Below are 26,009 nucleotides of genomic sequence, written 5' to 3'. Positions count from 1 at the left end.
GCGGCGTTTTAGTATCCGGATATAACGTTATGGCCAGCGCTGGGTCGCGCGGCCCTCTATCTAAGGTTGAAGATGATGCGGAGCAAAGTGACAGGTGCGCAGCGCTGGGTCGTAAAGATCGGAAGTGCGCTGCTGACGGCGGATGGCAAAGGTCTGGATCGCGCAGCCATGAGCGTCTGGGTCGAGCAGATGGTGGCCTTGCATGAGGCCGGTGTCGAGTTGGTGCTGGTGTCGTCCGGGGCCGTTGCCGCCGGGATGAGCCGCCTCGGCTGGACCGCGCGACCCAGCGCGATGCACGAACTGCAAGCCGCCGCCGCCATCGGCCAGATGGGCCTGGTGCAAGCCTGGGAATCCAGCTTTGCCGAGCACGGCCGCCACACGGCGCAGATCCTGCTGACCCACGACGACCTGTCCGACCGCAAACGTTACCTCAACGCTCGCAGCACCCTGCGCGCACTGGTTGAACTCAAGGTCATCCCGGTGATCAACGAGAACGACACGGTGGTCACCGACGAAATCCGCTTCGGTGATAACGACACCCTGGCCGCGCTGGTCGCCAACCTGGTTGAAGCCGACCTGCTGGTGATCCTCACCGACCGCGACGGCATGTTTGACGCCGACCCGCGTAACAACCCCGACGCCCAGCTTATCTACGAAGCCCGCGCCGATGACCCGGCGCTCGACGCCGTGGCCGGCAGTGTCGGCGGTGCATTGGGCCGTGGCGGCATGCAGACCAAGCTGCGAGCTGCTCGCCTGGCCGCACGTTCCGGCGCGCACACCATCATCGTCGGTGGGCGCCTGGAGCGTGTGCTGGACCGCCTCAAGGCCGGTGAGCGCATCGGTACGCTGCTGTCGCCGGAACGCGGCATGCTCGCGGCGCGCAAACAGTGGCTGGCCGGTCATCTGCAAACCCGGGGCACGCTGGTTCTGGACGACGGCGCTGTGTCAGCCTTGTCCCAGGGCAACAAGAGCCTGCTGCCGGTCGGCGTCAAGTTGGTGCAGGGCAGCTTCCGCCGTGGCGAGATGGTGGTGTGTGTGGCGCCCGATGGTCGCGAGATCGCCCGTGGCCTGGCCAACTACAGCGCCCTTGAAGCACAGAAGATTATTGGACAATCGTCCGACGCGATTGTCGGACTCTTGGGTTACATGGCCGAACCGGAACTGGTTCACCGCGATAACCTGATCCTGGTCTGAATAAAGGAAATACACGATGCGTGTCATGAAAGGATTACTCGGCCTGCTGCTGGCCATGCCGTTGCTGGCCTCGGCCGAAGAAATCGGCCAGGTGTCGACGGTGTTCAAGTTTGTCGGCCCCAACGACCGTATTGTGGTCGAGGCGTTTGATGACCCCAAGGTCGACGGCGTGACCTGTTACCTGTCGCGTGCCAAGACCGGCGGCGTCAAAGGCGGCCTGGGCCTGGCCGAAGACCGCGCTGAAGCGTCGATAGCCTGCCGTCAGGTTGGCCCGATTCATTTCAAGGGCGAGCTCAAGGATGGCGACGAAGTATTCAAGGAGCGCACCTCGCTGGTGTTCAAGACCATGCAGGTGGTGCGCTTCCTCGACAAGAAGCGCAATACTTTGGTGTACCTGGTCTACAGCGACCGTCTGATCGAAGGCAGCCCGCAGAATGCGGTCACCGCGATTCCGATTTTGCCCTGGCCGACCGCGCAGTAACCGGCGGGCGAGTTTTTCAATCGGCGTCTATGATTGCAGGCTTGTGGTCTGTAATCTCGAACAGCCGCAACGCGAAGAACATGGGATATCTGGAGTTCGTCATGAGTGCTTTCCACGACCTGAAACTCAAAGCTTTGGACGGACAAGAGCTGGCGCTGGCGCCCTTCAAGGGGCAAGTGGTGCTGGTGGTCAACGTGGCCTCCAAATGTGGCTTGACCCCGCAATACGCGGCGCTGGAAAACCTCTACCAGCTGTATAAGGACCAGGGGTTTACCGTGCTCGGCCTGCCGTGCAACCAGTTTGCAGGCCAGGAGCCGGGCACCGAAGAGGAAATTCAGGCGTTCTGCAGCCTGAACTACAACGTGACCTTTCCGTTGGGCAGCAAACTCGACGTCAATGGCCACGATCGCCATCAGCTGTATCGCTTGCTGGCGGGCGAGGGCGCTGAGTTTCCCGGGGATATCACCTGGAATTTCGAGAAGTTCCTGCTCGGCAAGGACGGCCGCGTACTGGCGCGATTCTCGCCGCGCACCGCACCGGATGATCCGACGATCGTACAGGCCATCGAAAAAGCCCTGAGCTGAGTGCTGACGAGGGGCGCTGATAGGGCTTCTTGTGGCGAGCGGGCTTGCCCCGCGTTGGGCTGCGAAGCGGCCCCTCTTCCAGGCAGCGCATTTCAGGTTGGAGGAATGCGGGGATCTTACTGGGGCTGCTACGCAGCCCAACGCGGGGCAAGCCCGCTCGCCACAGGTTGGCGGCGATTCACCTCTCTCACTTTTACCCCTTAATCACCCAGATCAATAGTGCTACCCAGCACGCTGCATGGCCCATATTATCCACATCATAAATCTCTTTGTGTGGAGTGCCCCCATGCCTGTCCAAGCTTTGTTCAAACCCTTCCAGCTCGGTGCACTGCAACTGTCCACCCGTGTGGTCATGGCGCCCATGACCCGTTCGTTCTCGCCGGGTGGCGTACCCAATTCCAAAGTCATCGAGTACTACCGTCGCCGCGCCGCTGCCGGTGTGGGCCTGATCATCACCGAAGGCACCGTGGTCGGCCATCAGGCTTCCAACGGCTACCCGAACGTCCCGCATTTTTACGGTGAGGCCGCGCTGGCCGGCTGGACGAAAGTGGTCGACGCCGTACACGCCGAAGGCGGCAAGATCGTCCCGCAGCTGTGGCACGTGGGCAGCGTGCGTCGTATCGGCACCGAGCCTGATGCCAGCGTGCCGGCCTACGGCCCGATGGAGAAACTCAAAGACGGCAATGTCGTGGTTCACGGCATGACCCAGCAAGACATCAAGGACGTGATCAACGCCTTCGCTCAAGCCGCCAAGGATGCCCAACGCATTGGCATGGATGGCGTGGAGATCCACGGCGCACACGGCTATCTGGTCGATCAGTTCTTCTGGGAAGGCAGCAACCAGCGCACTGACGAATACGGCGGCAGCCTGGCCAACCGTTCGCGGTTTGCCATCGAGTTGATCCAGGCCACCCGCGCCGCCGTCGGCCCGGACTTTCCGATCATCTTGCGCTTCTCTCAATGGAAGCAGCAGGACTACACCGCACGCCTGGTGCAAACCCCCGAGGCGCTGGGTGAGTTCCTTAAGCCGTTATCGGACGCCGGTGTGGATATTTTCCACTGCTCCACGCGTCGGTTCTGGGAACCGGAATTCGAAGGCTCCAACCTCAACCTGGCCGGTTGGACCCGCCAGCTCACCGGCAAGCCGACCATCACCGTCGGCAGTGTGGGCCTGGATGGCGAGTTCCTGCAGTTCATGGTCAACACCGACAAGGTCGCCCAACCAGCCAGCCTGGAAAAACTGCTGGAGCGCCTGAACAACGACGAGTTCGACCTGGTTGCCGTGGGCCGTGCCTTGCTGGTGGACCCGGATTGGGCCGTGAAAGTGCGCGAAGGCCGTGAGGGCGACATTCTGCCGTTCAGTCGTGAGGCGTTAACCAGCCTGGTGTAGCGTCTGCTCCGACGCCATCGCGGGCAAGCCCGGCTCCCACAGGAAAATGCGTTCCAATGTGGGAGCCGGGCTTGCCCGCGATAGCGATCTAACGCCCAACACTGGCCTCAGATCAAACGCGACTCCCCCGCAATCACCGTCCGCTCGCCGCACACCCCGCGCAATTGACGCTCAAACTGCTCGATAATCGCCGGCCAACCCTGGCGGCTCGCATGCTGGCGAGCATTCAAGCGCATGCGGCGCAAACTCTCAGCATCCTCCAGCAGCCAATTGGCGGCGTCACAAAACGCATCCTCATCGCCTGGCATCGCCAGCACGCCGTTGTAACCATGACGAATATGCTGGGTGGCGGCTGCTTGGTCGTAAGCCACCACACCCAGTCCCGAGGCCATGGCTTCCAGCACCACGTTGCCGAAGGTTTCGGTCAGGCTGGGGAACAGGAACACATCACCGGACGCGTAGTGCCGCGCCAGTTCTTCACCGCGCAGGGTGCCGCAGAAAATCGCCTCGGGCAGTTCCTTTTCCAGCGTCGCCCGTTGCGGGCCGTCACCGACGATGATCAGTTTCAGCTGGCGCAGCGGGTAGGTGTCCTGCAAGGTTTCAAAGCAGCGCTTGAGCAGCCCCAGGTTTTTTTCCTGTGCCAGTCGGCCTACATGCAGTACGGCGATCTGGTCGTTGTTCAGCGCCCAGCTTTCACGCAACGTGTTATCGCGTTTGGCGGGGTGGAACAGCTGGCTGTCGACGCCGCGTGACAACATGCCCAGGCGCTCGAAGTGGCGACGCTCCAGCTCCAGGCGCTGGCTGGCGCTGGGCACCAGGGTCAGGGTCGAGCGGTTGTGAAACCAGCGCAAGTAGTGGGTGACCATGCGGCTGAGCAGGCTCAAGCCATATTGATTGGAGTATTGCTGGAAGTTGGTGTGAAACCCGCTGACCACGCTGATCCCCAGGCGCCGCGCCGCACGTAGCGCCGACAGCCCCAGCGGCCCCTCAGTGGCGATGTACAGCACGTCCGGGCGCTGGCGTGTCCAGCGCCGCAGCAACTTGTGCATCGACGACTGGCCCCATTGCAGCCCCGGGTAACCCGGCAGTGGCCAGCCGCGACACAACAGTAATCCATCGTCGCTGGGGCGGCTTTGGTCGACGCCCTGGCGTGGGCGCACCAACTCGACCTGATGGCCACGCGCGCGCAAGCCCTCGCACAGGCGGCCAAGGGTATTGGCCACCCCATTGATCTCCGGCGGGAAGGTTTCGGTAATCAGGGTGATGTGGAGCGAGGCTGTCGTCATGACCCACAGTGTCACCGTGGGCCATGTCGTCATTGTGACGCTAGGATGATGGATTTATGACTTTGCTATCGCCTGTCGTGCCATCGCCTCGGCGCCTTGCTCACGCACCCAGAACAATGTCGCCCCGGCCACTGCAGCCGGCATCATCAGCAGGTTGACCACCGGCACCAGCAGCACCAGATAAACAATGCCGCCAAAGCTCATGCTCTGCCAGCGTTTCTGGCGCAGCCACGCGAGCATCTCCTTCCAGCCCAGCTTGTGGTTATCCGCCGGGTAGTCGATGTACTGGATCGCCATCATCCACACGCCGAACAGCAGCCACAGCGGCGCGGCGATCAGGTTGACCACCGGAATGAACGACAGGATAAACAGGCCGATGGCGCGTGGCAGGAAGTAACCCAGTTTGCGCATTTCCCGCGCCAGGGTGCGCGGGACCATGGCAATCAACTCGCCCCAGCTGAAGGCGGGGAAGTCATCGGTGCCGCGCACCACCACCTCGACTTTCTCCGAGAGAAAACCGTTAAACGGCGCGGCAATGATATTGGCCAGCATGGTGAAGGTGAAAAACACCATCAACACCACCAGTACCACAAACAAGGGCCACAGGATGTAACTGAGGAAACTCAGCCAACCGGGTAGCGTTGGCATCAAGGTGTCGACCCACAGGCTGAACTGATGGCCGGCGAAATAGATCAAACCGACGAACAGCACCAGGTTGATCGCCAACGGCAGTAGCACAAACAGGCGCAGGCCAGGGCTCAACACCAGTTTGAGGCCTTCACGCAGGTATTGCGGGCCAGAAAGAGCAGGGGCGGGCATGGAGAACTCCGAGCAGGAAGACGAACGCGCCGACCTTACCGGCTTTGCTTGTTCGGCGAAAGCGGCGACATCAGCGGTAACAACTGGGCAAGCAGGGTGTCGATTAGCCGCGTCGACTGCATAGAGACCACCTATGAGCTGGATTGTTATTCCGTATTTCCTTAATCTTGCCCCCCTCTATACGCTGCACCCATTATTTTCAGGGCCTGCGAGTTCAAGCCTTCCCCAAGTGCTTCGCGGTCCTTTTTTATTCCAGCTGCCTTGTAGTCCGGGCGGTCGATAGGAGTGAGTCATGTCTGATACCCGTCATTCGCGAGTGATTATTCTCGGTTCCGGCCCTGCCGGTTACAGCGCTGCCGTCTACGCTGCCCGGGCCAACCTCAAGCCGCTGCTGATTACCGGCATGCAGGCGGGCGGTCAGTTGACCACCACCACTGAAGTCGACAACTGGCCGGGCGATGTGCACGGCCTGACCGGCCCGGTGTTGATGGAACGTATGAAAGAGCACGCCGAGCGCTTTGAAACCGAGATCGTTTTCGACCACATCAACCAGGTCGACTTCTCGAAAAAGCCTTACAGCCTGACCGGCGACAGCGGTGTCTACACCTGTGACGCGCTGATCATCGCCACCGGCGCCAGCGCCCGTTACCTGGGCCTGCCATCGGAAGAAGCGTTCATGGGCAAAGGCGTCTCCGCCTGCGCGACCTGCGACGGTTTCTTCTACCGCAACAAGCCGGTGGCTGTGGTCGGTGGCGGCAACACTGCCGTGGAAGAGGCGCTGTACCTGGCCAACATCGCCAGCACCGTGACCCTGGTTCACCGCCGTGAGACTTTCCGCGCGGAGAAGATCCTGATCGACAAGCTGCACGCCCGTGTGGCTGAAGGCAAGATCATCCTCAAGCTCAACGCCACCCTGGACGAAGTCCTGGGCGACAATATGGGCGTGACCGGTGCCCGCCTGAAAAACAACGACGGCAGCTTCGACGAGCTGAAAGTCGACGGCGTGTTCATCGCCATCGGCCACACCCCGAACACTTCGCTGTTCGAAGGCGTGCTCGAAGCCAAAGACGGCTACCTGGTTGTGCAAGGCGGCCGTGAAGGCAACGCCACTGCGACCAACATCGAAGGTATCTTCGCCGCCGGTGACGTGGCTGACCACGTGTACCGCCAGGCCATCACCTCGGCCGGCGCCGGTTGCATGGCGGCGCTGGACGCCGAGCGTTACCTCGACGGTTTGAAGGACGCTTCGTTCTAAACCCGTTGAAATGAAAAAACCGGCCGAGAGGTCGGTTTTTTTATGCCAGGGGTTTAGGGGCAACAGAGATCAAATGTGGGAGCGGGCTTGCTCGCGAATGCGGAGTGTCAGTTACAGAATATTTTTCTGATACACCGCTTTCGCGAGCAAGCCCGCTCCCACATTTTGATTTGTATCTGTCTCAGGGTTTACGGGTCAGGGGTTGTGCGGTGAATTTCACACCGGCCAAACCATGCGCAATCAACGCCCGAATATTGCCGTGATCACTGCCCTCAGGCGTCGCGACCACCGAACGGTAATGCTCACCAAACGCCAGCAACGCTTCCTGATCGCTCAAGCCTTCCAGCAGCGCCAAGCCCAAGGTCTTGCACGAACCTTCGTTCTGACCAGCAGCATTTTCTACGCCGCCATTGGTAAAAGCCTGCGGCTGGTAGTCGTAACCGGCAGCCACAAAAGCCAGGGTGTCGGCAAAAACATGTTCGCCGCTGTTGAGGCTGGCACGCAGGGTGTTCAGATCAGTCATGGGGTTTTCCTTTGGCGAACGCCGCCTGTTGGTCGGCGCTGGCTTCTTGCTGGTATTGGGCTTTCCACTCGGCGTACGGCATGCCGTACACCACTTCACGGGCGTCATCGAGGCTCAGTTCGATGTGGCGCTCGTCGGCCTCGGCCTTGTACCACTTGGACAAGCAGTTGCGGCAAAAGCCCGAGAGGTTCATCAGGTCGATGTTCTGCACATCCTTGCGGCTGTCCAGGTGGGCCACCAGCCGGCGAAAGGCGGCGGCTTCGAGTTCGAGGCGTTGTTGATCGTTCATAGGGCTCACTTAACTATCAGCGGCTGGCCGCCAGGGTAATCGACACCGACTCGGCAAAGCGCAGCGCATGGGGCTTGTCCACTTCGACTTCGGCATACAGCACTGACTCATTGCTCATCACCAGGTCCAGCAACTCTTGCGTCAGACGTTCGAGCAGCGCAAAGCGATTGCCTTCGACGTGGGCAATGATCGCCTTGGTGATGGTGCGGTAATTCAGCGCGTGGTCGATGTCATTGTCGCGCACAGCTTCCTGTGCGGCATACAGGATGGTCAGGTTGATCAGCACATCCTGCTTGTTGTTGATCTCATCTTCATTGATGCCAATAAAGGTGCGCAGGCACAGGTCCTTGACCCGGATGCGCGCCATGCCTGGTTGAAGTTGTGGCATTGCTACTTGCTCCGTCCGATCAGTTGCAGGAACTCCATGCGCGTGGTGTTCGACTCGCGGAACGCGCCGAGCATCACCGAGGTGTTCATGGTTGAATTTTGTTTTTCCACGCCGCGCATCATCATGCACATGTGCTTGGCTTCGATCACCACCGCCACGCCTGCGGCCTGGGTGACCTGCTGGATCGCGTCGGCGATCTGCCGCGTGAGGTTTTCCTGGATCTGCAGGCGCCGCGCGTACATGTCGACAATGCGCGCCAGCTTCGACAGGCCCAGCACCTTGCCGGTCGGTATATAGGCCACGTGGGCCTTGCCGATAAAGGGGAGCAAATGGTGTTCGCACAGCGAATACAGCTCGATGTCCTTGAGGATCACCATCTCGTCGTTATCGGAGGCGAACAAGGCGCCGTTGACGATGGTTTCCAGGTTTTGCTCATAGCCATGACACAGGTACTGCATGGCCTTGGCGGCGCGCTTGGGGGTGTCGAGCAAGCCTTCGCGCTCCGGGTCTTCGCCCAGGCCTTTGAGGATCTCGCGGTAGTGTTGGGGCAGGGACAAGGTCATACAACATCCTCACAAACGGCTTACTTGATATGCCGCCCGCCGTTGACGGTCAGGGTGGTTCCGGTGACATACGGGTTGTCCAGCAGGTAACGCACACTCTGGTAGATCACATCAGGCCCAGGCTCGATGCCCAGCGCCGACTTGGCCAGCACCTTGGTTCGGTACGCCGCATCGTCGCCCGCGTTGAACATCACCATCGCCGGCGCAATGCCGTTGACCTTGATCAGCGGCGCGAACTGCGCGGCAAACGACAGTGTAAGGCTGTCGAGGCCGGCCTTGGTGGCGCAGTAGGCGATGTGCTGGCGGCTGCCCTTGCGCACCACGTCATCGCTGATATGCACGATATCGGCCGGTGTCGAGCGTTGCAGCAAAGGTGAACAATGCAGGTTGATCAGGTACGGCGCAAGCATGTGCACGCTGAACATATCGGTGAAGGCGCGGCTTTCGTCGCCGGGCGTTTCCGCAACCCACGCCGACGCGTTGTGAATGATCGCACGCAGGCTGTCGGTATGGGTTTTCAGCTCGGCGATAAAGGCCAGAATCCCGGCCTCAGTGGAGAAGTCGGCAAACACGCCGAGCGCACCACGCTCACGCAAGGCCTCAACGCCCGGGCGTTGGCTGCGGTAGCTGAAAATCACCCTGTGGCCTTCGTCCAGCAGGCGCTCGGCGCAATACAGGCCGACACGCTGGCCGGCACCGGTGATCAGGATCGGGGCGTTGGTAACCGTCATGGGAGACTCGAGTCGCTGGCAGGCTGAAACTATACCAGCGACCGGCCGCCCCTGTACTCACGCAGCGGCTTCGGTAGCCTTGGGCGTGGGCGTTGGATGCAACCAACTCGCGAGCAGATGGGTCGAGAGCGGAATAAAGAAGTACACCATCAACGGCGTGAGTGCCAGGGTACTGACCAGCACACGCGGAAACATGTCCAGCTCGCTGAGCAGCGGCCCAAGGCCTGCGTTGAACAACAGCGACACCGGGAAAAATGCCAGCCAGATCGCCACTGCCTGTTTCCAGCGCGGTGGTCGTGCGCCCACGGCACCGAACCAGCCGTCGATGCCACTGACGCGATGCTCGGACGGGTCGGCAAACAGTTCGCTGCCACGGCTTAGCCAGGCGCTGCGCGAGGCGGAGAACTCCCAGGCATGCAGGGTTTTTTCATCGGCGAAGCGGAAGATGATCTGAAACTCATCATCATGGGGCGGCGGCGCAAGCACGCCGGAACCCAGGTAGCCGGGGAAGTCAGTGGCCAATTGCTCGCCTTCGCGCAGCCAGGCCATCAATTCTTCATAGCGCCCTTTGGCCACGCGGCGCGCAACCATCAAGGTGACGGGAGAGGTAGACATTGTGTATCTCCAAGTAATCAAGTGCGCTGAGCCGGGTAGGCGGCGCACACAGGTGGCGACCGGGTAAGGTCATCACCAAAAAACAGGCAAGGATTATTCCTGTTTTTAAAAAATACGCCAGTGACATTGGTCTGACAGGGGCGCCCTTGAAAAAGACAAGTCTAAAAGCGTTAAATGGGATCCACACTTAGATGGATGTTTCTGACCTCTGATGCCTGAAATAACTGCTCAAACTCGCGAAATGGCCCAGGCTCACATCGCTGACCCGGACGAGCTGTACCCGATTCGTGATGTCTCGAGAATGACAGGTGTCAACCCGGTCACCCTGCGTGCCTGGGAGCGTCGCTATGGCCTGATCCAGCCAACACGCACCGAAAGCGGGCATCGGCTCTATTCCAGTGCCGATATTGTGACCGTCAATCGCATTCTCGATTGGATTGAGCGTGGCGTGGCCGTCAGCAAGGTCGGCAAGATCCTCGCACGCGACGATCTACAGGCTGTGGCGCTTCATGCCGAGGGCAATGGCGCCGACGAACATGAGTGGTCACAGTGGCGGGCGCGGTTGCTGCAGGCGATCAGCGCCTTTGACGACCGCCAGTTGGAGAGCCTTTATGGCCAGGTTTTTGCGACCTACCCACTGAGCGTGGCATTCCAGGACATCTTTATGCCGCTGTGGGGTGACCTGCTGCGCCACCAGGGCCGTTTCGGCCAGGCCAGTGAATGGCTTTTTTACGACACCTTCCTGCGCATGCATACCTTTGAGCGCTTAAGACTCGCGAGCAGCTCTCTGGCGCCGCGGGTGTTACTGGCGGCCATGCCGGGCGAATGCCGTAAATTGGAACTGCTGGTGGCGGCGCTGATGCTCAGCCACGAGAACACGCCGGTTAAAGTGCTGGGCATGGGCCAGCCGTTTGATGAACTGACACTGGTGTGTGAAAAGATCCGTCCCCAGGCGCTGGTGATTTTCTCCAACCATGCGCACAACCATGAACTGGCAGCGCGCCTGAGTCGCCTGGCGCTGACACTGGATTGCCCGCTGTTGCTGGCCGGTGCCGCAGCGGACCTGGCCGAGCAGGACCTGGCCGGCTCGCCCATCGGCTGCCTAGGCAGCGAAGGGCGCCAGATGCAGAGCCGCTTGCAGCAGTTTCTCGCAGGCAGCCTGGATAGCTGATTTCAGGCGTGTACGTGCGGGTGGACCAACCGGTGCTGATGCAGAATGAACTGGCGTAGCCGTTCGATCTCATCCGCGTCACTCTGGCTCAAGCGATAAGCGAACAGGCCGCGCGCGGTTTCCCGTTCCAGCGTGCCGCGCAAGGCAATACGCTCGTAACCGGACGGGCTGAACCACAGGGAAAAGGTTTTCGGCGGTTTGACCCGCCCACGAATCTCCACCAGCACACCCTTGAATGACACTTCATGCACCCATAGCGCAGCAGGGTTGCCCCGCACGTTTTCCAACGCCACGGGGGCTTCAAGGGCCAGGCGCCATGGGCGGATCATCGGCCCGTCTTCAAAAATGCTCGGCACGCCCAGGCGCAGATGCACCGCATGAAACTCGTCTTCCACCAGGTGCAGCGGGAAGGTCAGTTGCTGGTTATCGAACTGCGCCTGGATGGTGACATGGTCGTGCGCCGCCAGCCGCGTGAGCAAATCGCGAATCTGCGCACCGCCATTTACTGTCAGGCTCGACCAGGCATCCCGCAGGTTGAGCTGCGGGTTGTGCTGCATGTCCTGGATAAAATCCAGCTCGTCCTGCGTCAATAGAGCGTCGCGGTGCATTGATGTAGCTCAAGGAGGAGGCATTAAAAAGCCATTATCGCCCTAACGGCCGCATTTTTTACACTTTGTTATTTCCGCTCGTCGTCTTCAGTGCTGCCAGCTCATCTTTAAGCTCGGCCACTTGCGCTTCCAACTGGGCGACGCGTTGCTGCGCCTTCACCTGAGCCGTGACGTCTTTTTGCACACCGACAAAATATGTTTGCTTGTCGGCCTCGTTGTAAACCGTGGAAAGCGACAGCTCATTCCAGAAGTGCGTGCCGTCCTTACGGTAATTGCGCAGGATCTCCCGGCAGGCACCCCCGCTGTCGAGGGCTTCACGAATGGCCATCAGAGCAGGCTGGTCACGGTCACCCGACTGCAGGAAGCGGCAGTCCTGATACAGGATCTCGTCCAGGGTGTAACCGGTCATGCGCTCGAACGCCGGGTTCACGTAGATCAGCGGCTTGTCCTGGCCTTCACGTTCGGCGACGACGATGCCGTCGTTAGAAGCGTTAATCACCAGTTGCATCAGTTTGGCGTTGATCATTGAGCAGTCCATCGCATGTTTTTAAAGTCTGAATTCTATGGCAACTTTTGAATGTCGCACGGTGTGCGCTGAAATAGTTGCGTCAGCTGCTAATATCCCACGCTTTCGCTCAACCACAGGATCAGATTGATGAAAGTCGCCATCCTTTCCGGCTCGGTCTACGGCACGGCTGAAGAAGTCGCTCGCCACGCCGCCGATATCCTCAATGCGGCCGGTTTTGAAGCCTGGCACAACTCACGCGCCACCCTGGCCGACGTGCAGGCCTTTGCCCCCGAGGCGTTCCTGGCGGTCACATCGACCACCGGCATGGGCGAACTGCCGGATAACCTGCAACCGCTGTATTCGACTATTCGCGACCAACTGCCAGCCGCCTGGCGCGGCCTGCCCGGTGCGGTGATCGGCCTGGGCGACGCCAGCTATGGCGACACGTTCTGCGGTGGCGGCGAGCAAATGCGCGAACTGTTCGGTGAGCTGGGCGTGCGCGAAGTGCTGCCGATGCTGCGCCTGGACGCCAGCGAAAGCGTGACCCCGGAAGCCGACGCCGAGCCCTGGCTGGCCGAATTGGTCACTGCGCTGCGCGCTTGACCGGGAACTCACGCAGCCAGGCGCCGTCATGCCAGATAAAGGCAATGCCCCAGGGCAAGCGGATGCCGGTGTTCTGGCTCGTGCTCACGGGCTTGCTCAACCTGTTTGCCGCGCCTTTATTGGCGGCACTTCTCTGACACCACTTGTACTATTCTCATGACTGACTCGCTCAGTCATCAAGCTGGCTGCCAAGGCAACTCCTTGCGTCACGGCGTCTGACTAGACTGGCCCCTCATCCAGAAAAATAATAAGAACACGAACCAAGGAGGTTGTTGCCGTGAGCCTAGCCCCTGTTCTATCGCCACAGAATGTCAAAGACCAGGTCAGCGCTGCCGAATGGCAGACCCGCGTCGACCTGGCGGCCTGCTATCGCCTGGTGGCGCTGCATGGCTGGGATGACCTGATCTTCACGCATATCTCCGCCAAGGTGCCGGGCACCGATGACTTCCTGATCAACCCTTATGGCTTGATGTTCCATGAGATAACGGCGTCGAGCCTGGTCAAGGTCGATCAGGCCGGCAACAAGCTGATGGACAGCCCCTACGAGATCAACCCCGCCGGCTACACCATCCACAGTGCCATCCATGAAGTGCGCCACGACGTGGTCTGTGTGCTGCATACCCACACCGCCGCGGGCGTTGCGGTATCGGCGCAGAAACAGGGCGTGCTGCCGATCAGCCAGCAATCCACCTTTGTCTTGTCCAGCCTGGCCTATCACGCCTATGAAGGCGTGGCGCTCAACCCTGAAGAAAAAGCCCGCTTGCAGGCAGACCTGGGCGACAACAATTTCCTCATGCTGCACAACCACGGCCTGTTGACCTGCGCCGGCTCGATCGCCGACACGTTTTTAATGATGTTCACCTTCCAGCGCGCGTGCGACATCCAGGTACTGGCGCAAAACGGCGGCGCCGAATTGATTGCCATCGAGCCGCAGATTCTGGCGGGGGCCAAGGCGATGGTGGCAGTTGTCACAAAGAGCGCCCAAGGTATGGGCGGTGCACTGGCGTGGCCGGCGCTGTTGCGTAAATTGGACCTGCAAGATCCCGGGTATAAAAGCTGATGCCACTCGCCGAGATACCGCTCAGAGCCTGGCGCAAACGTAGTCAGGAATTTCTCTTTCGTGGCCACGTGATCCGTTACTGGGTGGCGGGGCAGGGCGAGCCGTTGCTGTTGATTCATGGCTTTCCCACCGCCAGTTGGGACTGGCATTACCTGTGGCAGCCCCTGGCCCAGCGCAACTTGGTGATCGCCTGCGACATGCTCGGGTTTGGCGATTCGGCCAAGCCGCTGAACCACGATTATTGCCTGCTGGAGCAGGCGGACCTGCAACAGGCGCTGCTCGAACACTTGCGCGTGGAGCGGCCGGTGCATGTGTTGGCCCATGACTATGGTGACAGCGTGGCCCAGGAATTACTGGCGCGCCACTACGACGGCCGCTTTCGGATGGCCAGTTGCGTGTTCCTCAATGGTGGGCTGTTTCCCGAGACCCATCGCCCGGCGCTGGTGCAGAAACTCTTGCTCAGCCCACTCGGCTGGATGATCGGCCGCGCTTTTGGGCGCAATGCCTTGTCGGACAGTTTCAGCCAGATTTTCGGCCCGAACACGCGGCCCAGTGAAAGTGCACTGGATGACTTCTGGAGCCTGCTCAACTGCCATGATGGCCCGCGTATCCTGCATAAGTTGATTGCTTACATTCCCCAGCGCCGACGTATGCGTGAACGTTGGGTGGCGGCGATGCAACGCGAAGAGGTGCCGCTGCGGGTGATCGACGGCGAGGTCGATCCCATTTCCGGTGCGCATATGGTGGAGCGTTATCACCAGTTGGTGCCCAATGCCGACTCGGTGTCGCTGGCCAATATCGGCCATTACCCGCAGATCGAAGCGCCGGTGCTGGTGCTCAAGCATTACCTGGCGTTTCGGGAACGCATCGGTCAGCCGGCACCGCGTTTGGCCTATTCCTGAGCCGGGCAATCATCCCCCTGCCTTATTGAGCACCATTCAGCCTCGGCCGTATTTATTGTGACCAAAGGCTGCCTGCGTGACACTCAGCCCATTGCCATTGTCGCCAACGGAGTTCGGTATGAGTGAGTCAGTGCAGTTCCAGGATAAGGTCGTGATCGTCACCGGTGCCGGCGGCGGGTTGGGCCGTGCCCATGCGCTGCTGTTTGCCAGGCACGGGGCCAAAGTGCTGGTCAACGACCTCGGCGGTTCGGCCCAGGGCGAAGGCGCCAATGCCTCGGCCGCCGACCGTGTAGTGGCTGAGATTCGTGAGGCCGGCGGTATTGCCGAGGCCAACCATGACTCCGTAACCGATGGTGACAAGATCGTCCAGCACGCCCTCGACGTGTTCGGCCGTGTCGACGTGGTGGTCAACAACGCCGGCATCCTGCGTGACAAGACCTTCCACAAAATGGACGACAGTGATTGGGACCTGGTGTACCGCGTGCATGTCGAAGGCGCTTACAAAGTTACCCGCGCCGCCTGGCCGCACATGCGCGAGCAGGGTTATGGCCGCGTGATCTTTACCGCGTCCACCTCGGGTATCTATGGCAACTTCGGCCAGTCCAACTACGGCATGGCCAAGCTGGGCCTCTATGGTTTGACCCGTACCCTGGCGCTGGAAGGGCGCAAGAACAACATCCTGGTCAACGCCATCGCCCCCACCGGCGCCACGCGCATGACCGAAGGCCTGATCCCGCCGCAGGTCTTCGAGCGCCTCAAGCCGGAACTGGTCAGCCCGTTGGTGGTGTACCTGGGCAGCGAGGCGTGCCAGGACACCTCGGGGTTATTTGAAGTCGGTGGCGGCTGGATCGGCAAGACCCGCTGGGAACGCAGCCTGGGCGTGGGGTTTGACCCTGAGGCCGGCTTCTCACCCGACGATGTGGCCGCGCACTGGGCGCAGATCTGCGACTTCGAAGGCGCCGCGCACCCCAAGGACAACATCGAAGCGTTGAAAGAGATGATGGCCAATTTACAGAAGTTCAGCCTCTGATCGTTGCTTGAACACCGTTGAATGCTACGGGGCGCTAAAAGCGCCCCGTTTTATTTTGGGCATAAAAAAGGCCGCTGCAAACGCAGCGGCCGAAGTAAGACGTTGGATCAAGGAGCGACAAATCAACGTCAGTGAACAGCGGTAATAGATTGAAAAATTAGGCCAATCTATTGGAATCAGACTTTTCCTGGATTTACCCAAGCGGGCCATTCGCCCTGAAAGTGCGTTAAGAATAGTCGGTTGTAACAAGATGAGTAATAGCAGTTCAGGACAAGGACTGTTGCAATTTCAGTAATGATCGCCTGCGCGCTATCCATCCTCCTGATAATCCCCCATCTGCCTGATCCATGGCGGCGTGCAAACCGCGGCCAGAGCGCCTGTTCATCCTTTCGAGCGACGCCCCGAATACCCCTTTGGTGCGCTTATCGCTCCCGAGGGGCGGCAGTAGGGTGGGGCCTTCTGTCACTCACCGGGGAAGACGCATGACAAAAACAACAATGCGCGCCATCTTCACGCCACAGGCGCTGGCCACGGCAGTTGCGCTGGGCTGTTGCGCCCAGGCACAGGCTGTTTCATTCAACATCGGCGAGATCGAAGGGCAATTCGATTCCTCGCTGTCGGTCGGCGCCAGCTGGGGCATGCGCGATGCCGACAAGAAGCTGGTGGGCATTCCCAACGGCGGCACGGGGCAGGCGTCCACCGGTGATGACGGGCGGCTGAACTTCAAGAAAGGCGAGACCTTCTCCAAGATCTTCAAGGGCATTCACGACCTGGAGCTCAAGTACGGCGACAGCGGCATCTTTGTGCGCGGCAAGTACTGGTACGACTTCGAACTGCAGGACGAAAACCGCGAGTTCAAGCAAATCAGCAACAACCACCGCGACGAAGGCGCGCGCTCGTCCGGCTATGAGTTGCTGGATGCCTTCGTGTACCACAACTATTCCATCGGCGATTTGCCGGGCGCCGTACGGGTCGGCAAACAGGTGGTGAGCTGGGGCGAAAGTACGTTTATCGGTAACTCGATCAACAGCATCAACCCCATCGACGTCTCGGCGTTCCGCCGTCCGGGCGCCGAGATCAAGGAAGGCCTGATTCCGGTCAACATGTTGTTCGCGTCCCAAAGCCTCACCAACCAGCTGTCGGTAGAAGGTTTCTACCAACTCAACTGGGAAAACACCGTGGTGGATAACTGCGGTACCTTCTTCGGTAACGACGTGGTGGCCCACGGCTGCAACGGCAACTACACGGTCGGCAGCCCGGCGATTGCGCCGTTGCAACCGGTGGCCGCAGCGTTTGGCCAGGGCTTTCAGGTGACCCGCGAAGGCGTGGTGGTGCAGCGCGCCAACGACCGCGAAGCGCGCGATGGTGGCCAATTCGGCGCGGCGTTGCGCTGGCTCGGCGATGACACCGAGTACGGCCTCTACTTCATGAACTACCACAGCCGCACGCCCACCGTGGGCACGATCACCGCCAACACCAACCTGGCCACCATCGGCCGTATCGTCAGCACTGCCAACGCCATCGCGCCCGGCAGTGGCTCGGGCCTGGCCCAGAGCACCATGCTCGGGCGTGGCCAGTATTACCTCGATTACCCGGAAGACATCCGCCTCTACGGCGCCAGCTTTTCCACCACCTTGCCCACCGGCACGGCCTGGACCGGCGAAATCAGCTACCGGCCGAATGCGCCGGTGCAACTCAACACTACCGACCTGACCCTGGCGTTGGTTAACCCGATTGCCGGCCAAACCGCCTCGCCGATCCGCAGTTCGTTCGGCTCCGACAACTCAGGCTACCGCCGCAAGGAAATCACCCAGATCCAGAGCACCATGACCCAATTCTTCGACCAGGTGCTGGGGGCCGAACGCCTGACGCTGGTGGGCGAGGCGGCCTTTGTGCACGTCGGCGGGCTGGAAGCCAAGACCAAACTGCGCTACGGCCGCGATTCGGTGTATGGCGCCTATGGGTTTGGCGGCGATACCGACGGCTTCGTCACCGCCAACTCCTGGGGTTACCGCGCCCGCGCGATCCTCGACTACAACAACGTGTTCGCCGGGGTGAACCTCAAGCCCAACCTGTCCTGGTCCCATGACGTCAGCGGCTACGGCCCCAACGGCATTTTCAACGAAGGCGCCAAGGCGATCAGCGTCGGCGTGGATGCGGACTACCGCAACACCTACACCGCGAGCCTGAGCTACACCGACTTTTTTGGCGGTGACTACAACACCCTCACCGACCGCGACTTTATCGCCCTCAGCTTCGGCGTGAACTTCTGACTTGGTTTAAGGAAGGACAACAACCTATGCGTAAGCTATTTGCAGTGATGGCCCTGAGTGTACTGGCCGCCCACGTTATGGCCGCCGTCTCGCCCGAAGAGGCCGCCAAGCTCGGCACGACCCTGACGCCGGTCGGCGCCGAAAAAGCCGGCAACGCCGACGGCTCGATCCCGGCCTGGACCGGCGGCATCCCGAAAAATGCCGGCGCGGTGGACAGCAAAGGCTTTCTGGCCGACCCGTTCGCCAATGAAAAACCGCTGTTCGTGATCACCGCCGCCACGGTCGACAAGTACAAAGACAAGCTTTCCGACGGCCAGGTGGCGATGTTCAAGCGTTACCCCGAAACCTACAAGATCCCGGTGTACCCGAGCCATCGCACGGTCAACCTGCCGCCGGATATCTACGAGTCGATCAAGCGCAGCGCGCTGAACGTGCACGCGATCAACGACGGTAACGGCCTGGAAAACTTCACCGGCAACCGTTACTACGCGTTCCCGATCCCGAAAAATGGCGTGGAAGTGCTGTGGAACCACATCACCCGTTACCACGGCGGGAACCTCAAGCGCATCATCACCCAGGCCACCCCGCAAACGAATGGCAGCTACACGCCGATCCGCTTCGAAGAAGAAGTGGCGGTGCCGCAAGCCATCCCGGACATCGACGCGGCCAAGGCGGCCAACGTGCTGAGCTTCTTCAAGCAGTCGGTGACGGCGCCCGCACGCCTGGCGGGCAACGTGCTGCTGGTGCACGAAACCCTCGACCAGGTGAAGGAGCCACGCCTGGCCTGGATCTACAACGCCGGTCAACGCCGCGTGCGCCGTGCACCGCAAGTCTCGTATGACGGCCCGGGCACCGCCTCCGACGGCCTGCGCACCACCGACAACTTCGACATGTTCTCCGGCGCGCCCGACCGCTACGACTGGAAACTGGTCGGCAAAAAAGAGATGTACATCCCCTACAACAGCTACAAGCTCGATTCGCCGACCCTCAAGTACGACGACATCATCAAGGCCGGGCACATTAACCAGGACCTCACCCGCTACGAGCTGCACCGCGTGTGGGAAGTGGTTGGCACGGTCAAGCCAAGCGAGCGGCACATCTACGCCAAGCGCCACATGTACATCGACGAAGACAGCTGGCAGGTCGCACTGGTGGATCACTACGACGGGCGTGGCCAACTGTGGCGCGTTGCTGAAGGCCATGCGCAGTTCTACTACGACCACCAGGTGCCGGCCTACACCGTGGAAACCCTGTACGACATCATCGCCGGGCGCTACATCGCCCTCGGTATGAAGAATGAGGAAAAGCACAGTTTCGTGTTCGGCTTCGCGGCCAAGGCGGCGGATTACACGCCAGCGGCGTTGCGGTCCGAGGGCGTTCGCTGATCTCCATTTGAAATGCAATCAACCTGTGGGAGCTGGCTTGCCTGCGATAGCATCACCTCTGTATGGCTGTGAGACCGAGGTGTCTGCATCGCAGGCAAGCCAGCTCCCACACAAGCCAGCTCCCACATTTAGTTTTACGCATGGCCTTCAATCACCCCGCTGAATACTTCTTCAACAACCGCCAACCACAGGACTAGGGTGGCGTCAGGTTGCATAACAATAAAAACGCAGGATGCAGCAATGACTGCCATGACCCGCTGCCTGGACCGTCCTGGATTCATGCCACGGCTGTCCGCCCATCACCTGTTACGGCCGCAATTGACCGAGCCGTTGCTCGCAGCAACCGTAAGGGTGAAGTTGCTGTGCGCGCCGGGCGGCAGTGGCAAAAGTGCGCTATTGGCCGAGTGTGCCTTGCAGGCGCCCAAGGGTTGCCAGGTTTATTGGCTGCCACTCAATGGCGCGGCCTTGAGCCCCGATGAGTTGTGCCGGCGCTTGGCGCACAACCTGGGCCTGACATTTTTCGATGAAGCCACCTTGTTGCTCGACCTCAGCCGCTGGCAGCCCACGGCGTGGTTGTTCCTCGATGATTACTGCCGCCTGCCCGCGCCCGAGCTGGATGCTTTGCTCGACCGCCTGCTCAGTGTCGCCAGCCCGGCGCTGACCTGGTGGCTGGGGGCGCGGCGGCGCCCGGCGTGCAACTGGCCGCGGCTGTTGCTCGACGATGAACTGTTGACGTGCAGTGAGCTGAACTTCAGCCCGGCGCAGGTCCAGCAATTGCTCGGCCCCGAGCAAAGTCTCGACAGCGTGATGCAGTTCAGCGGCGGCTGGTGCGCCGGGGTGCGTATCGCCTTGTTGGGTGATGGTCACCCGGACAAGACCTTGCTCGACTACCTGCAACACGAACTGCTGCGCACCTTGCCGGTAGAGTTGGCTGAGGCCTGGCGGGTATTGGCGCACCTGCCGCGTTTCAACCCGAGCCTGTGCGAGCACCTGTTCGGCGCTGGCGACGGCGACCACTACCTGCGGGAATTGCAGGCTTTGGGCGCGTTTATCCAGCCCTGGGAAGACACCGCCGATTGGCTGCAGGTATTCCCGCCGCTCGCACGCTTGCTGCGCGATGAACCCTGGCCGGCCAAGCGCTCCTGGCATCGGCGCGCCTGCCAATGGTTTACCACCGAGTGCGACTGGCAAGCTGCGTTTGAGCAGGCCTTGCTGGCCGAAGCGTTTGAGGTGGCGGTGAGCCTGTTGCAGCACTTCAGTTTTGAAGACCTGTTCCGTCAGCAGAATGCGCAACTGCTGCTGCGCCTGCATGAGCAGCATGGCGATGAATTGATGCTGGGCTCGGCGCAACTGGTGGGGCTGGTGACGGCCGCATTACTGTTCGCCGGGCGCTTTGAGCAAGCGGGTGTGTGCATCGACCAACTGGCCCGGTTTGCACCGCAGCCGACGGCGGCGAAACAGCGGCACTTATTGGCGCGCTGGCAGGCGCAATGGGGCTGGTTGTTGCACCTCAATGGCGATGCCGAGCGCTCCCGCGAGCATTTTCTGGAGGCTTTGCAAGCGTTGCCCGACAGCGCCTGGACTTCCCGGCTGATGTGCCTGTCGGGCCTGACCCAGCAAGCCTTGCTGCGCGGCGAGTTGGACGTCAGCCAGGCCTTGAACCGCGAGGCGCTGTGCCTGGCGCGTGCCCATGGTTCATTGGTGCTGGAGGCATTGCTGGAGCTGGATCACGCCCAGTTGTTGGAGCAGCGCGGCGCACCGTATCGAGCGCAAAGCCTGCTGGAAAATGTGCAGGCGATGCTGGCGTGCCAGCGCCTCAAGGCCGGGCCACTGGTGGGACGCATCGCCCTGCGGCGCGGGCATCTGGCGCTGCGCCAAGGCCAGGACACGCTCGCCGGTGAATGTTTCGAGACCGGTTTGAGCCTGTGCCTGCACAGCCAGGACAAGCGCGTGCTCTACGGGTTTCTCGGCCTGGCGTTGCTGGCGGCCAACCATGGCGATTATGCCCAGGCGTTTGCCCAACTGCGCGAAGCGGAGCGCTTGATGCAGCAGCGCCATGTGCCGGACTCGGTCTACCGCGCGGTGCTGCTGTTGGTCAGTGGGCACTTCTGGTTGCAGCAGGGCCGTGCCGAACTGACTGTGGAGGCAGTACGCCGGGTGCTGCGCCACTTCCGTGGGCCACAGGCCCGGCAGGCACCGCCGGCTACGCTGGAGCTGATTCCACGGCTGGAGTACCTGCTGGTGTTGGCCGAAGTGAAGCTGGGTGTGGCCGTTCAGCCCATGGAACGCCTGTATGCCTTGCTCGACACCACCCAGCAACGCGGCATGCTCTGCCTGGAAACCGAACTGCATTTGGTGTTGGGCGAAGTGGCCTGGCAGTTGGGCGACTCGGCCGTGGCCCGGCGCGCCCTGCAAACCGGGTTGGAACTGGCGCAGCGCTGCCAGGTGCAGCAGGCGATTCGCGAGCTGCGTTTGCGTGCGCCGGGGCTATTGAGTGAGCTGGGCCTGGAAACCCCGGCGGCGCCCAGCGGCGTGGTGGAAAACCCGCTGAGCCAACGCGAACTGGAAGTGCTGCAGCTGATCGCCCAAGGCAACTCCAACCTGGAAATCGCCGACCGGCTGTTTATCTCGCTGCACACCGTCAAGACCCACGCGCGGCGCATCCACAGCAAGCTTGGCGTCGAGCGGCGCACCCAAGCGGTGGCCAAGGCCAAGACATTGGGCTTGATGGTCTAGGCGCAGAACGCCTGGCGGTATTCCCCGGGCGTGGCGCCCATGGCCTGGCGAAAACGGTGGGTAAAGTGGCTGGCGCTGGAGAAGCCACACCGCCAGGCAATTTCGCCAAGGGGCAGGGCGCCGCCACGCAGCAAGGCTTGCGCACGCGCCAGGCGACGCGCCAACAGGTACTGGTGGGGCGGCAGGCCGAAGCTTTGGCGGAACATCCGCGCAAAATGGTATTCCGACAGCGCGCACATGCCGGCCAGTTGCCCGAGGCTGATCGGGTCTTCCAGGTGGTGGTCGATAAATTCCACCAGCAGCCGGCGCTGATGTGCCGCCAACCCGCCTTTCAAGCGCAGGCCGTCGCGTGCGCCGACTTGGCTGAGCAAGGTGTGGCTGAGCATCTCGTGGGCCAGGCTGCTGGTCAGCAGGCGCTCGGCGGGCTCCTGCCAGTTGAGGGCGATCAGTTGGTGGAAGCGTTGGGCCTGGCTGGCGTCTTCGAGGAAGGTGCTTTCACGCAATTGCAATTCGCGCGGCTCGCGGTCAAGCAGCGTGACGCAACCGAGGGCAAATTGCTCCGGGCTGAAATACACGTGGGCCAGGCGAATCTCTCCGTTGATCACCCAGGCCGACTGGTGCTCGGCGGGCAGGATGCAGAGTTTGTCCGGGCCGCCCTTGGTGCCTGGCTGATCGCGCCGAAACGTGCCGGTGCCGCCGCCGATGTAGCAGGACAAGGTGTGATGGGTCGGTGCCTGGTAATCCTGTGAATCGTGATGGTTGCTCCACAAGGCCGCAGACAAGCCGTCACCGAGCTCGGCGCAGGCTTCCAGGCGTGCGTTGGGCGAGCGGTTAAGGGCTTGAAAGACTTGCAGGGATTCCAGATCAGGCATGGTTGTGCTCTCCGACGCCTTGCATCCTACTCCCGCCAGTGATGGCTGTGATCCCTGCGCCCGACAAAAGCGCAAGAATGTGCAAGAGCGCCGGCTGGCCGGCAAGGGACACTGTGGCTCAACCGACGGAGCCCGCTATGAACCTTTTCCTGTATTTACTCACCGTGCTGATCTGGGGCACCACCTGGATCGCCCTCAAGTGGCAATTGGGTGTGGTGGCGATTCCCGTGTCGATCGTCTACCGCTTTGGTTTGGCGGCGCTGCTGCTGTTTGCGCTGTTGCTGCTCAGCCGCAAGTTGCAGGTGATGAACCGGCGCGGGCATCTGATCTGCCTGGCGCAGGGGCTGTGCCTGTTCTGCGTCAACTTCATGTGCTTCCTGACTGCCAGCCAATGGATCCCGAGCGGTCTGGTGGCCGTCGTGTTTTCCACCGCCACGTTGTGGAACGCCCTCAATGCCCGGGTGTTTTTTGGCCAACGCGTAGCGCGCAACGTGTTGATGGGCGGCGCGCTGGGGTTGCTGGGGCTGGGCTTTCTGTTCTGGCCGGAACTGGCAGGGCACACCGCCAGCCCGCAGACCTTGCTCGGCCTGGGCCTGGCATTGCTGGGGACCCTGTGTTTCTCGGCGGGCAATATGTTGTCGAGCCTGCAACAGAAGGCCGGGCTCAAGCCGCTGACTACCAATGCGTGGGGCATGGCCTACGGCGCCGCGATGCTGGCGACTTACTGCGCGGTACGCGGCATTCCCTTCGACATGGACTGGAGTGCGCGGTATATCGGCGCGTTGTGGTACCTGGTGATTCCAGGGTCGGTGATCGGCTTTACCGCCTACCTCACCCTGGTTGGGCGCATGGGGCCGGAGCGGGCGGCGTATTGCACGGTGTTGTTTCCGGTGGTGGCGTTGAACGTGTCGGCGTTTGCCGAGGGTTACCAGTGGACCGCCCCGGCGCTGATGGGGCTGGTGCTGGTGATGTTGGGGAATGTGTTGGTGTTCAGAAAGCCTCGGTCGGTTCACCCAGTCTTACAGGCTAAGGCTATCTAATGTGGGAGCTGGCTTGCCTGCGATAGCGGTGGATCAGTCAAAGTTGAGCTAGCTGACCCACCGCCATCGCAGGCAAGCCAGCTCCCACAGTTGACTGAGTTGATCGTCCTATTTGAGGCCCAGGCGCTTGGCCATGCGCCCGAGGTTGGCGCGGTCCAGGCCGAGTTCGCGGGCGGCGCTGGCCCAGTTGTGCTGGTGGCGCTCCAGGCAAGCGCTGATGACCTGGCGCTGGTAATGCTCGGTGGCCTGGCGCAGGTCGCCGTTCACGGCCACCGGCGCTGGCAGCGGTGCTTCGATAGCCGGCGCGCTGACATCCGGCAGGTCCAGGTCCTGGGCGCTCAGGCTCAGAATTTTCGGACGCTCGCGGCAGTTACCCAGAGCTTTGAGCGCGCTGCGCCCGATCAAATGTTCCAGCTCCCGCACATTGCCCGGCCAGTTGTAGGCCAGCAGTGCAGCCTGGGCGTCGCTGGTCAGGCGCAGGCTGCCCAGCCCCATACGTGAGCGGTTCTGCTCCAGGAAGTAGCCCGCCAGCAGCAACACATCCCGCCCGCGCTCGCGCAGCGCCGGCACTTGCAGCGGGTACACGCTCAGGCGGTGGTAGAAGTCGGCGCGGTAGCGGCCATTGCGCACTTCTTCGGCGAGGTCGCGGTTGGTGGCGGCGATCAGGCGCACATCCACCTGGTGTTCCTTGTCCGAGCCGAGGCGTTGCAATTGGCCGCTTTGCAGCACGCGCAGCAATTTGGCCTGCACGGTCAACGACAACTCGCCGACTTCATCCAGGAATAGGGTGCCGCCATTGGCCAGCTCGAACTTGCCACGGCGTTCATTCAGCGCGCCGGTAAAGGCGCCGCGCACGTGGCCGAACAGTTCGCTTTCCACCAGGGTTTCCGGCAGCGCGGCGCAGTTGAGGCTGATCAGCGGCTTGTCAGCACGCGGGGAGGCGGCGTGGATGGCTTGGGCGACCAGCTCCTTGCCGACCCCGGTTTCGCCGGTGATCAGCACGGTCAGGTCGCTGCCGCCCACCAGCTTGATCTCCTCGACCAGACGCTTGTGCGCCTTGCTCTGGCCGATCATTTCCTTGTGCTGCTGGCCGCTGGCCTGGCGGTAGATCTCGGCACGCTGATGTTCGTCTTCGGCGCGCAATGCCAGGCGCTCGATGCGTTCGGCGACATTGACGGTGGCCGCCGCCAGGCTGGCAAAGGCTTGCAAGGCATCCAGCTCGACGCGTTCGAAACGTTCGGTGTCCAGCGCATCGAGGGTCAGCAGGCCCCAGGGCTGGTCGTCGATAAACAGCGGGCAGCCCATGCAGTCGTGGACTTCCAGGTGCCCGTGCAGACCATCAACCAAACCGTCGTAGGGGTCGGGCAGTTCGCTGTCGCTGTCAAAACGGGTAGGGCCGGCGCTGCTCAGCAACACTGCAAAACGCGGGTGTTCGCTGACCTTGAAGCGTCGACCGAGGGTGTCGGTGCTCAAACCATCCACTGCCAGCGGCACCAGCCACTCACCATCCAGGCGTAACAACGCGGCGGCATCGCACGGCAACAGCGCGCGCATGGCGTGCAGCAGGCGTCGATAGCGCTCGCCTTCGGACAGCTCGCGAGACAGGTCGGCGACCAGGGGCAGCAGAGTGGTGAGCAGCGATTGTGCAGTCATAATGACTCCTTGCAGTCCTTATGACTATAAAGTGTAGGCAGTCATACTGA

The 26,009-nt window shown here is 61.4% G+C and carries 26 protein-coding genes; 14 read left to right on the top strand and 12 right to left on the bottom strand.

From position 1 onward, the window contains the following. The first annotated feature begins 75 nt into the window (after positions 1-75). The 4 genes from proB to ASE80_RS07430 all read left to right on the top strand — a co-directional run bounded on the left by proB (position 76) and on the right by ASE80_RS07430 (position 3,649). A complete protein-coding gene (gene proB, locus ASE80_RS07445; RefSeq protein ID WP_026013771.1) occupies positions 76-1,194 on the top strand; it encodes a glutamate 5-kinase in 1,119 nt (372 codons plus the stop codon). 16 nt (positions 1,195-1,210) lie between these two features. Further along, positions 1,211-1,675 carry a CreA family protein gene (locus ASE80_RS07440; RefSeq protein ID WP_017137940.1) on the top strand — a complete coding sequence of 155 codons (465 nt, stop codon included), beginning with the start codon at positions 1,211-1,213 and terminating at the stop codon, positions 1,673-1,675. A gap of 101 nt (positions 1,676-1,776) precedes the next feature. After that, positions 1,777-2,259, top strand: coding sequence for a glutathione peroxidase (locus ASE80_RS07435; protein ID WP_056858341.1), 483 nt, complete (start codon positions 1,777-1,779; stop codon positions 2,257-2,259). A 286-nt stretch (positions 2,260-2,545) separates the two neighbouring features. Beyond that, positions 2,546-3,649, top strand: a complete 1,104-nt coding sequence (locus tag ASE80_RS07430) for an NADH:flavin oxidoreductase (RefSeq protein ID WP_056858340.1) — start codon at positions 2,546-2,548, stop codon at positions 3,647-3,649. Between the two features lie 107 nt (positions 3,650-3,756). Here the strand turns inward: ASE80_RS07430 and ASE80_RS07425 are convergent, their stop codons facing one another. Next, a complete protein-coding gene (locus ASE80_RS07425; protein ID WP_056858339.1) occupies positions 3,757-4,935 on the bottom strand; it encodes a glycosyltransferase family 4 protein in 1,179 nt (392 codons plus the stop codon). Positions 4,936-4,989: 54 nt separating this feature from the next. Beyond that, the gene (gene cysZ / locus ASE80_RS07420; protein ID WP_056858338.1) at positions 4,990-5,754 is read right to left on the bottom strand and encodes a sulfate transporter CysZ; all 765 of its coding nucleotides are present in this window, start codon (positions 5,752-5,754) and stop codon (positions 4,990-4,992) included. A gap of 292 nt (positions 5,755-6,046) precedes the next feature. On the opposite strand from cysZ, the gene trxB reads away from it, so the two are divergent. Beyond that, positions 6,047-7,009, top strand: coding sequence for a thioredoxin-disulfide reductase (gene trxB / locus ASE80_RS07415; protein WP_010206474.1), 963 nt, complete (start codon positions 6,047-6,049; stop codon positions 7,007-7,009). A gap of 181 nt (positions 7,010-7,190) precedes the next feature. Here the strand turns inward: trxB and ASE80_RS07410 are convergent, their stop codons facing one another. From ASE80_RS07410 to ASE80_RS07385, 6 genes are read right to left on the bottom strand one after another with little or no spacing between them, the layout of a single operon-like run. Continuing rightward, complete coding sequence (locus tag ASE80_RS07410) at positions 7,191-7,532, bottom strand: HopJ type III effector protein (RefSeq protein WP_056858337.1); 342 nt, start codon at positions 7,530-7,532, stop codon at positions 7,191-7,193. Beyond that, on the bottom strand, positions 7,525-7,821 hold the full coding sequence (locus ASE80_RS07405; protein WP_017135092.1) for a DUF1244 domain-containing protein: 297 nt from the start codon (positions 7,819-7,821) through the stop codon (positions 7,525-7,527). The genes ASE80_RS07410 and ASE80_RS07405 overlap by 8 nt, the downstream gene beginning before the upstream one ends. A gap of 16 nt (positions 7,822-7,837) precedes the next feature. Then, positions 7,838-8,209 (bottom strand): dihydroneopterin triphosphate 2'-epimerase, encoded by a 372-nt coding sequence (gene folX, locus ASE80_RS07400; RefSeq protein WP_017135091.1) that lies wholly within the window; start codon positions 8,207-8,209, stop codon positions 7,838-7,840. 2 nt (positions 8,210-8,211) lie between these two features. Next, positions 8,212-8,772, bottom strand: coding sequence for a GTP cyclohydrolase I FolE (folE, locus tag ASE80_RS07395; RefSeq protein WP_056858336.1), 561 nt, complete (start codon positions 8,770-8,772; stop codon positions 8,212-8,214). Positions 8,773-8,792: 20 nt separating this feature from the next. Then, complete coding sequence (gene folM / locus ASE80_RS07390; protein WP_056858335.1) at positions 8,793-9,503, bottom strand: dihydromonapterin reductase; 711 nt, start codon at positions 9,501-9,503, stop codon at positions 8,793-8,795. Between the two features lie 57 nt (positions 9,504-9,560). Continuing rightward, positions 9,561-10,118: a hypothetical protein gene (locus tag ASE80_RS07385; RefSeq protein WP_056858334.1), complete on the bottom strand. Its 558-nt coding sequence runs from the start codon at positions 10,116-10,118 to the stop codon at positions 9,561-9,563. Positions 10,119-10,329: 211 nt separating this feature from the next. Here ASE80_RS07385 and ASE80_RS07380 point away from each other — a divergent pair, with 211 nt between their 5' ends. Then, on the top strand, positions 10,330-11,289 hold the full coding sequence (locus tag ASE80_RS07380) for a MerR family transcriptional regulator (protein WP_056858333.1): 960 nt from the start codon (positions 10,330-10,332) through the stop codon (positions 11,287-11,289). Between the two features lie 2 nt (positions 11,290-11,291). Here the strand turns inward: ASE80_RS07380 and ASE80_RS07375 are convergent, their stop codons facing one another. Together ASE80_RS07375 and ASE80_RS07370 are read right to left on the bottom strand one after the other, a co-directional pair. Then, positions 11,292-11,897, bottom strand: coding sequence for a hypothetical protein (locus ASE80_RS07375; protein WP_056858332.1), 606 nt, complete (start codon positions 11,895-11,897; stop codon positions 11,292-11,294). A 58-nt stretch (positions 11,898-11,955) separates the two neighbouring features. Then, positions 11,956-12,423, bottom strand: a complete 468-nt coding sequence (locus ASE80_RS07370) for a PAS domain-containing protein (RefSeq protein ID WP_056858331.1) — start codon at positions 12,421-12,423, stop codon at positions 11,956-11,958. 129 nt (positions 12,424-12,552) lie between these two features. Here ASE80_RS07370 and ASE80_RS07365 point away from each other — a divergent pair, with 129 nt between their 5' ends. From ASE80_RS07365 to ASE80_RS07335, 7 genes are all read left to right on the top strand, one after another. Continuing rightward, the gene (locus ASE80_RS07365; RefSeq protein ID WP_056858330.1) at positions 12,553-13,008 is read left to right on the top strand and encodes a flavodoxin; all 456 of its coding nucleotides are present in this window, start codon (positions 12,553-12,555) and stop codon (positions 13,006-13,008) included. 277 nt (positions 13,009-13,285) lie between these two features. Beyond that, positions 13,286-14,068 carry a class II aldolase/adducin family protein gene (locus ASE80_RS07360; RefSeq protein WP_017135082.1) on the top strand — a complete coding sequence of 261 codons (783 nt, stop codon included), beginning with the start codon at positions 13,286-13,288 and terminating at the stop codon, positions 14,066-14,068. Further along, entirely contained in the window at positions 14,068-14,970 is a 903-nt protein-coding gene (locus ASE80_RS07355) for an alpha/beta fold hydrolase (protein WP_056858329.1), read from the top strand. Before ASE80_RS07360 ends, ASE80_RS07355 begins: the two co-directional genes overlap by 1 nt. A gap of 118 nt (positions 14,971-15,088) precedes the next feature. Next, positions 15,089-16,000: an SDR family oxidoreductase gene (locus ASE80_RS07350; RefSeq protein WP_056858328.1), complete on the top strand. Its 912-nt coding sequence runs from the start codon at positions 15,089-15,091 to the stop codon at positions 15,998-16,000. Positions 16,001-16,482: 482 nt separating this feature from the next. After that, positions 16,483-18,273 (top strand): DUF1302 domain-containing protein, encoded by a 1,791-nt coding sequence (locus ASE80_RS07345; RefSeq protein ID WP_056858327.1) that lies wholly within the window; start codon positions 16,483-16,485, stop codon positions 18,271-18,273. A 26-nt stretch (positions 18,274-18,299) separates the two neighbouring features. Beyond that, positions 18,300-19,658: a DUF1329 domain-containing protein gene (locus ASE80_RS07340; protein ID WP_056858326.1), complete on the top strand. Its 1,359-nt coding sequence runs from the start codon at positions 18,300-18,302 to the stop codon at positions 19,656-19,658. A gap of 240 nt (positions 19,659-19,898) precedes the next feature. Further along, the gene (locus ASE80_RS07335) at positions 19,899-22,394 is read left to right on the top strand and encodes a LuxR C-terminal-related transcriptional regulator (protein WP_056858325.1); all 2,496 of its coding nucleotides are present in this window, start codon (positions 19,899-19,901) and stop codon (positions 22,392-22,394) included. On the opposite strand, the gene ASE80_RS07330 is transcribed toward ASE80_RS07335, so the two are convergent. After that, on the bottom strand, positions 22,391-23,266 hold the full coding sequence (locus tag ASE80_RS07330) for a helix-turn-helix domain-containing protein (RefSeq protein ID WP_056858324.1): 876 nt from the start codon (positions 23,264-23,266) through the stop codon (positions 22,391-22,393). The two genes, ASE80_RS07335 and ASE80_RS07330, sit on opposite strands and share 4 nt — an antisense overlap. 137 nt (positions 23,267-23,403) lie before the next feature. Here ASE80_RS07330 and ASE80_RS07325 point away from each other — a divergent pair, with 137 nt between their 5' ends. Next, on the top strand, positions 23,404-24,306 hold the full coding sequence (locus ASE80_RS07325; protein ID WP_056858323.1) for a DMT family transporter: 903 nt from the start codon (positions 23,404-23,406) through the stop codon (positions 24,304-24,306). A 108-nt stretch (positions 24,307-24,414) separates the two neighbouring features. Here the strand turns inward: ASE80_RS07325 and norR are convergent, their stop codons facing one another. After that, a complete protein-coding gene (gene norR, locus ASE80_RS07320; RefSeq protein WP_056858322.1) occupies positions 24,415-25,959 on the bottom strand; it encodes a nitric oxide reductase transcriptional regulator NorR in 1,545 nt (514 codons plus the stop codon). Positions 25,960-26,009: the final 50 nt, after the last annotated feature.

This window comes from Pseudomonas sp. Leaf15 (assembly GCF_001421425.1).
Classification (GTDB): domain Bacteria; phylum Pseudomonadota; class Gammaproteobacteria; order Pseudomonadales; family Pseudomonadaceae; genus Aquipseudomonas; species Aquipseudomonas salomonii.
This window is presented reverse-complemented; position numbering and strand designations above follow the sequence as displayed.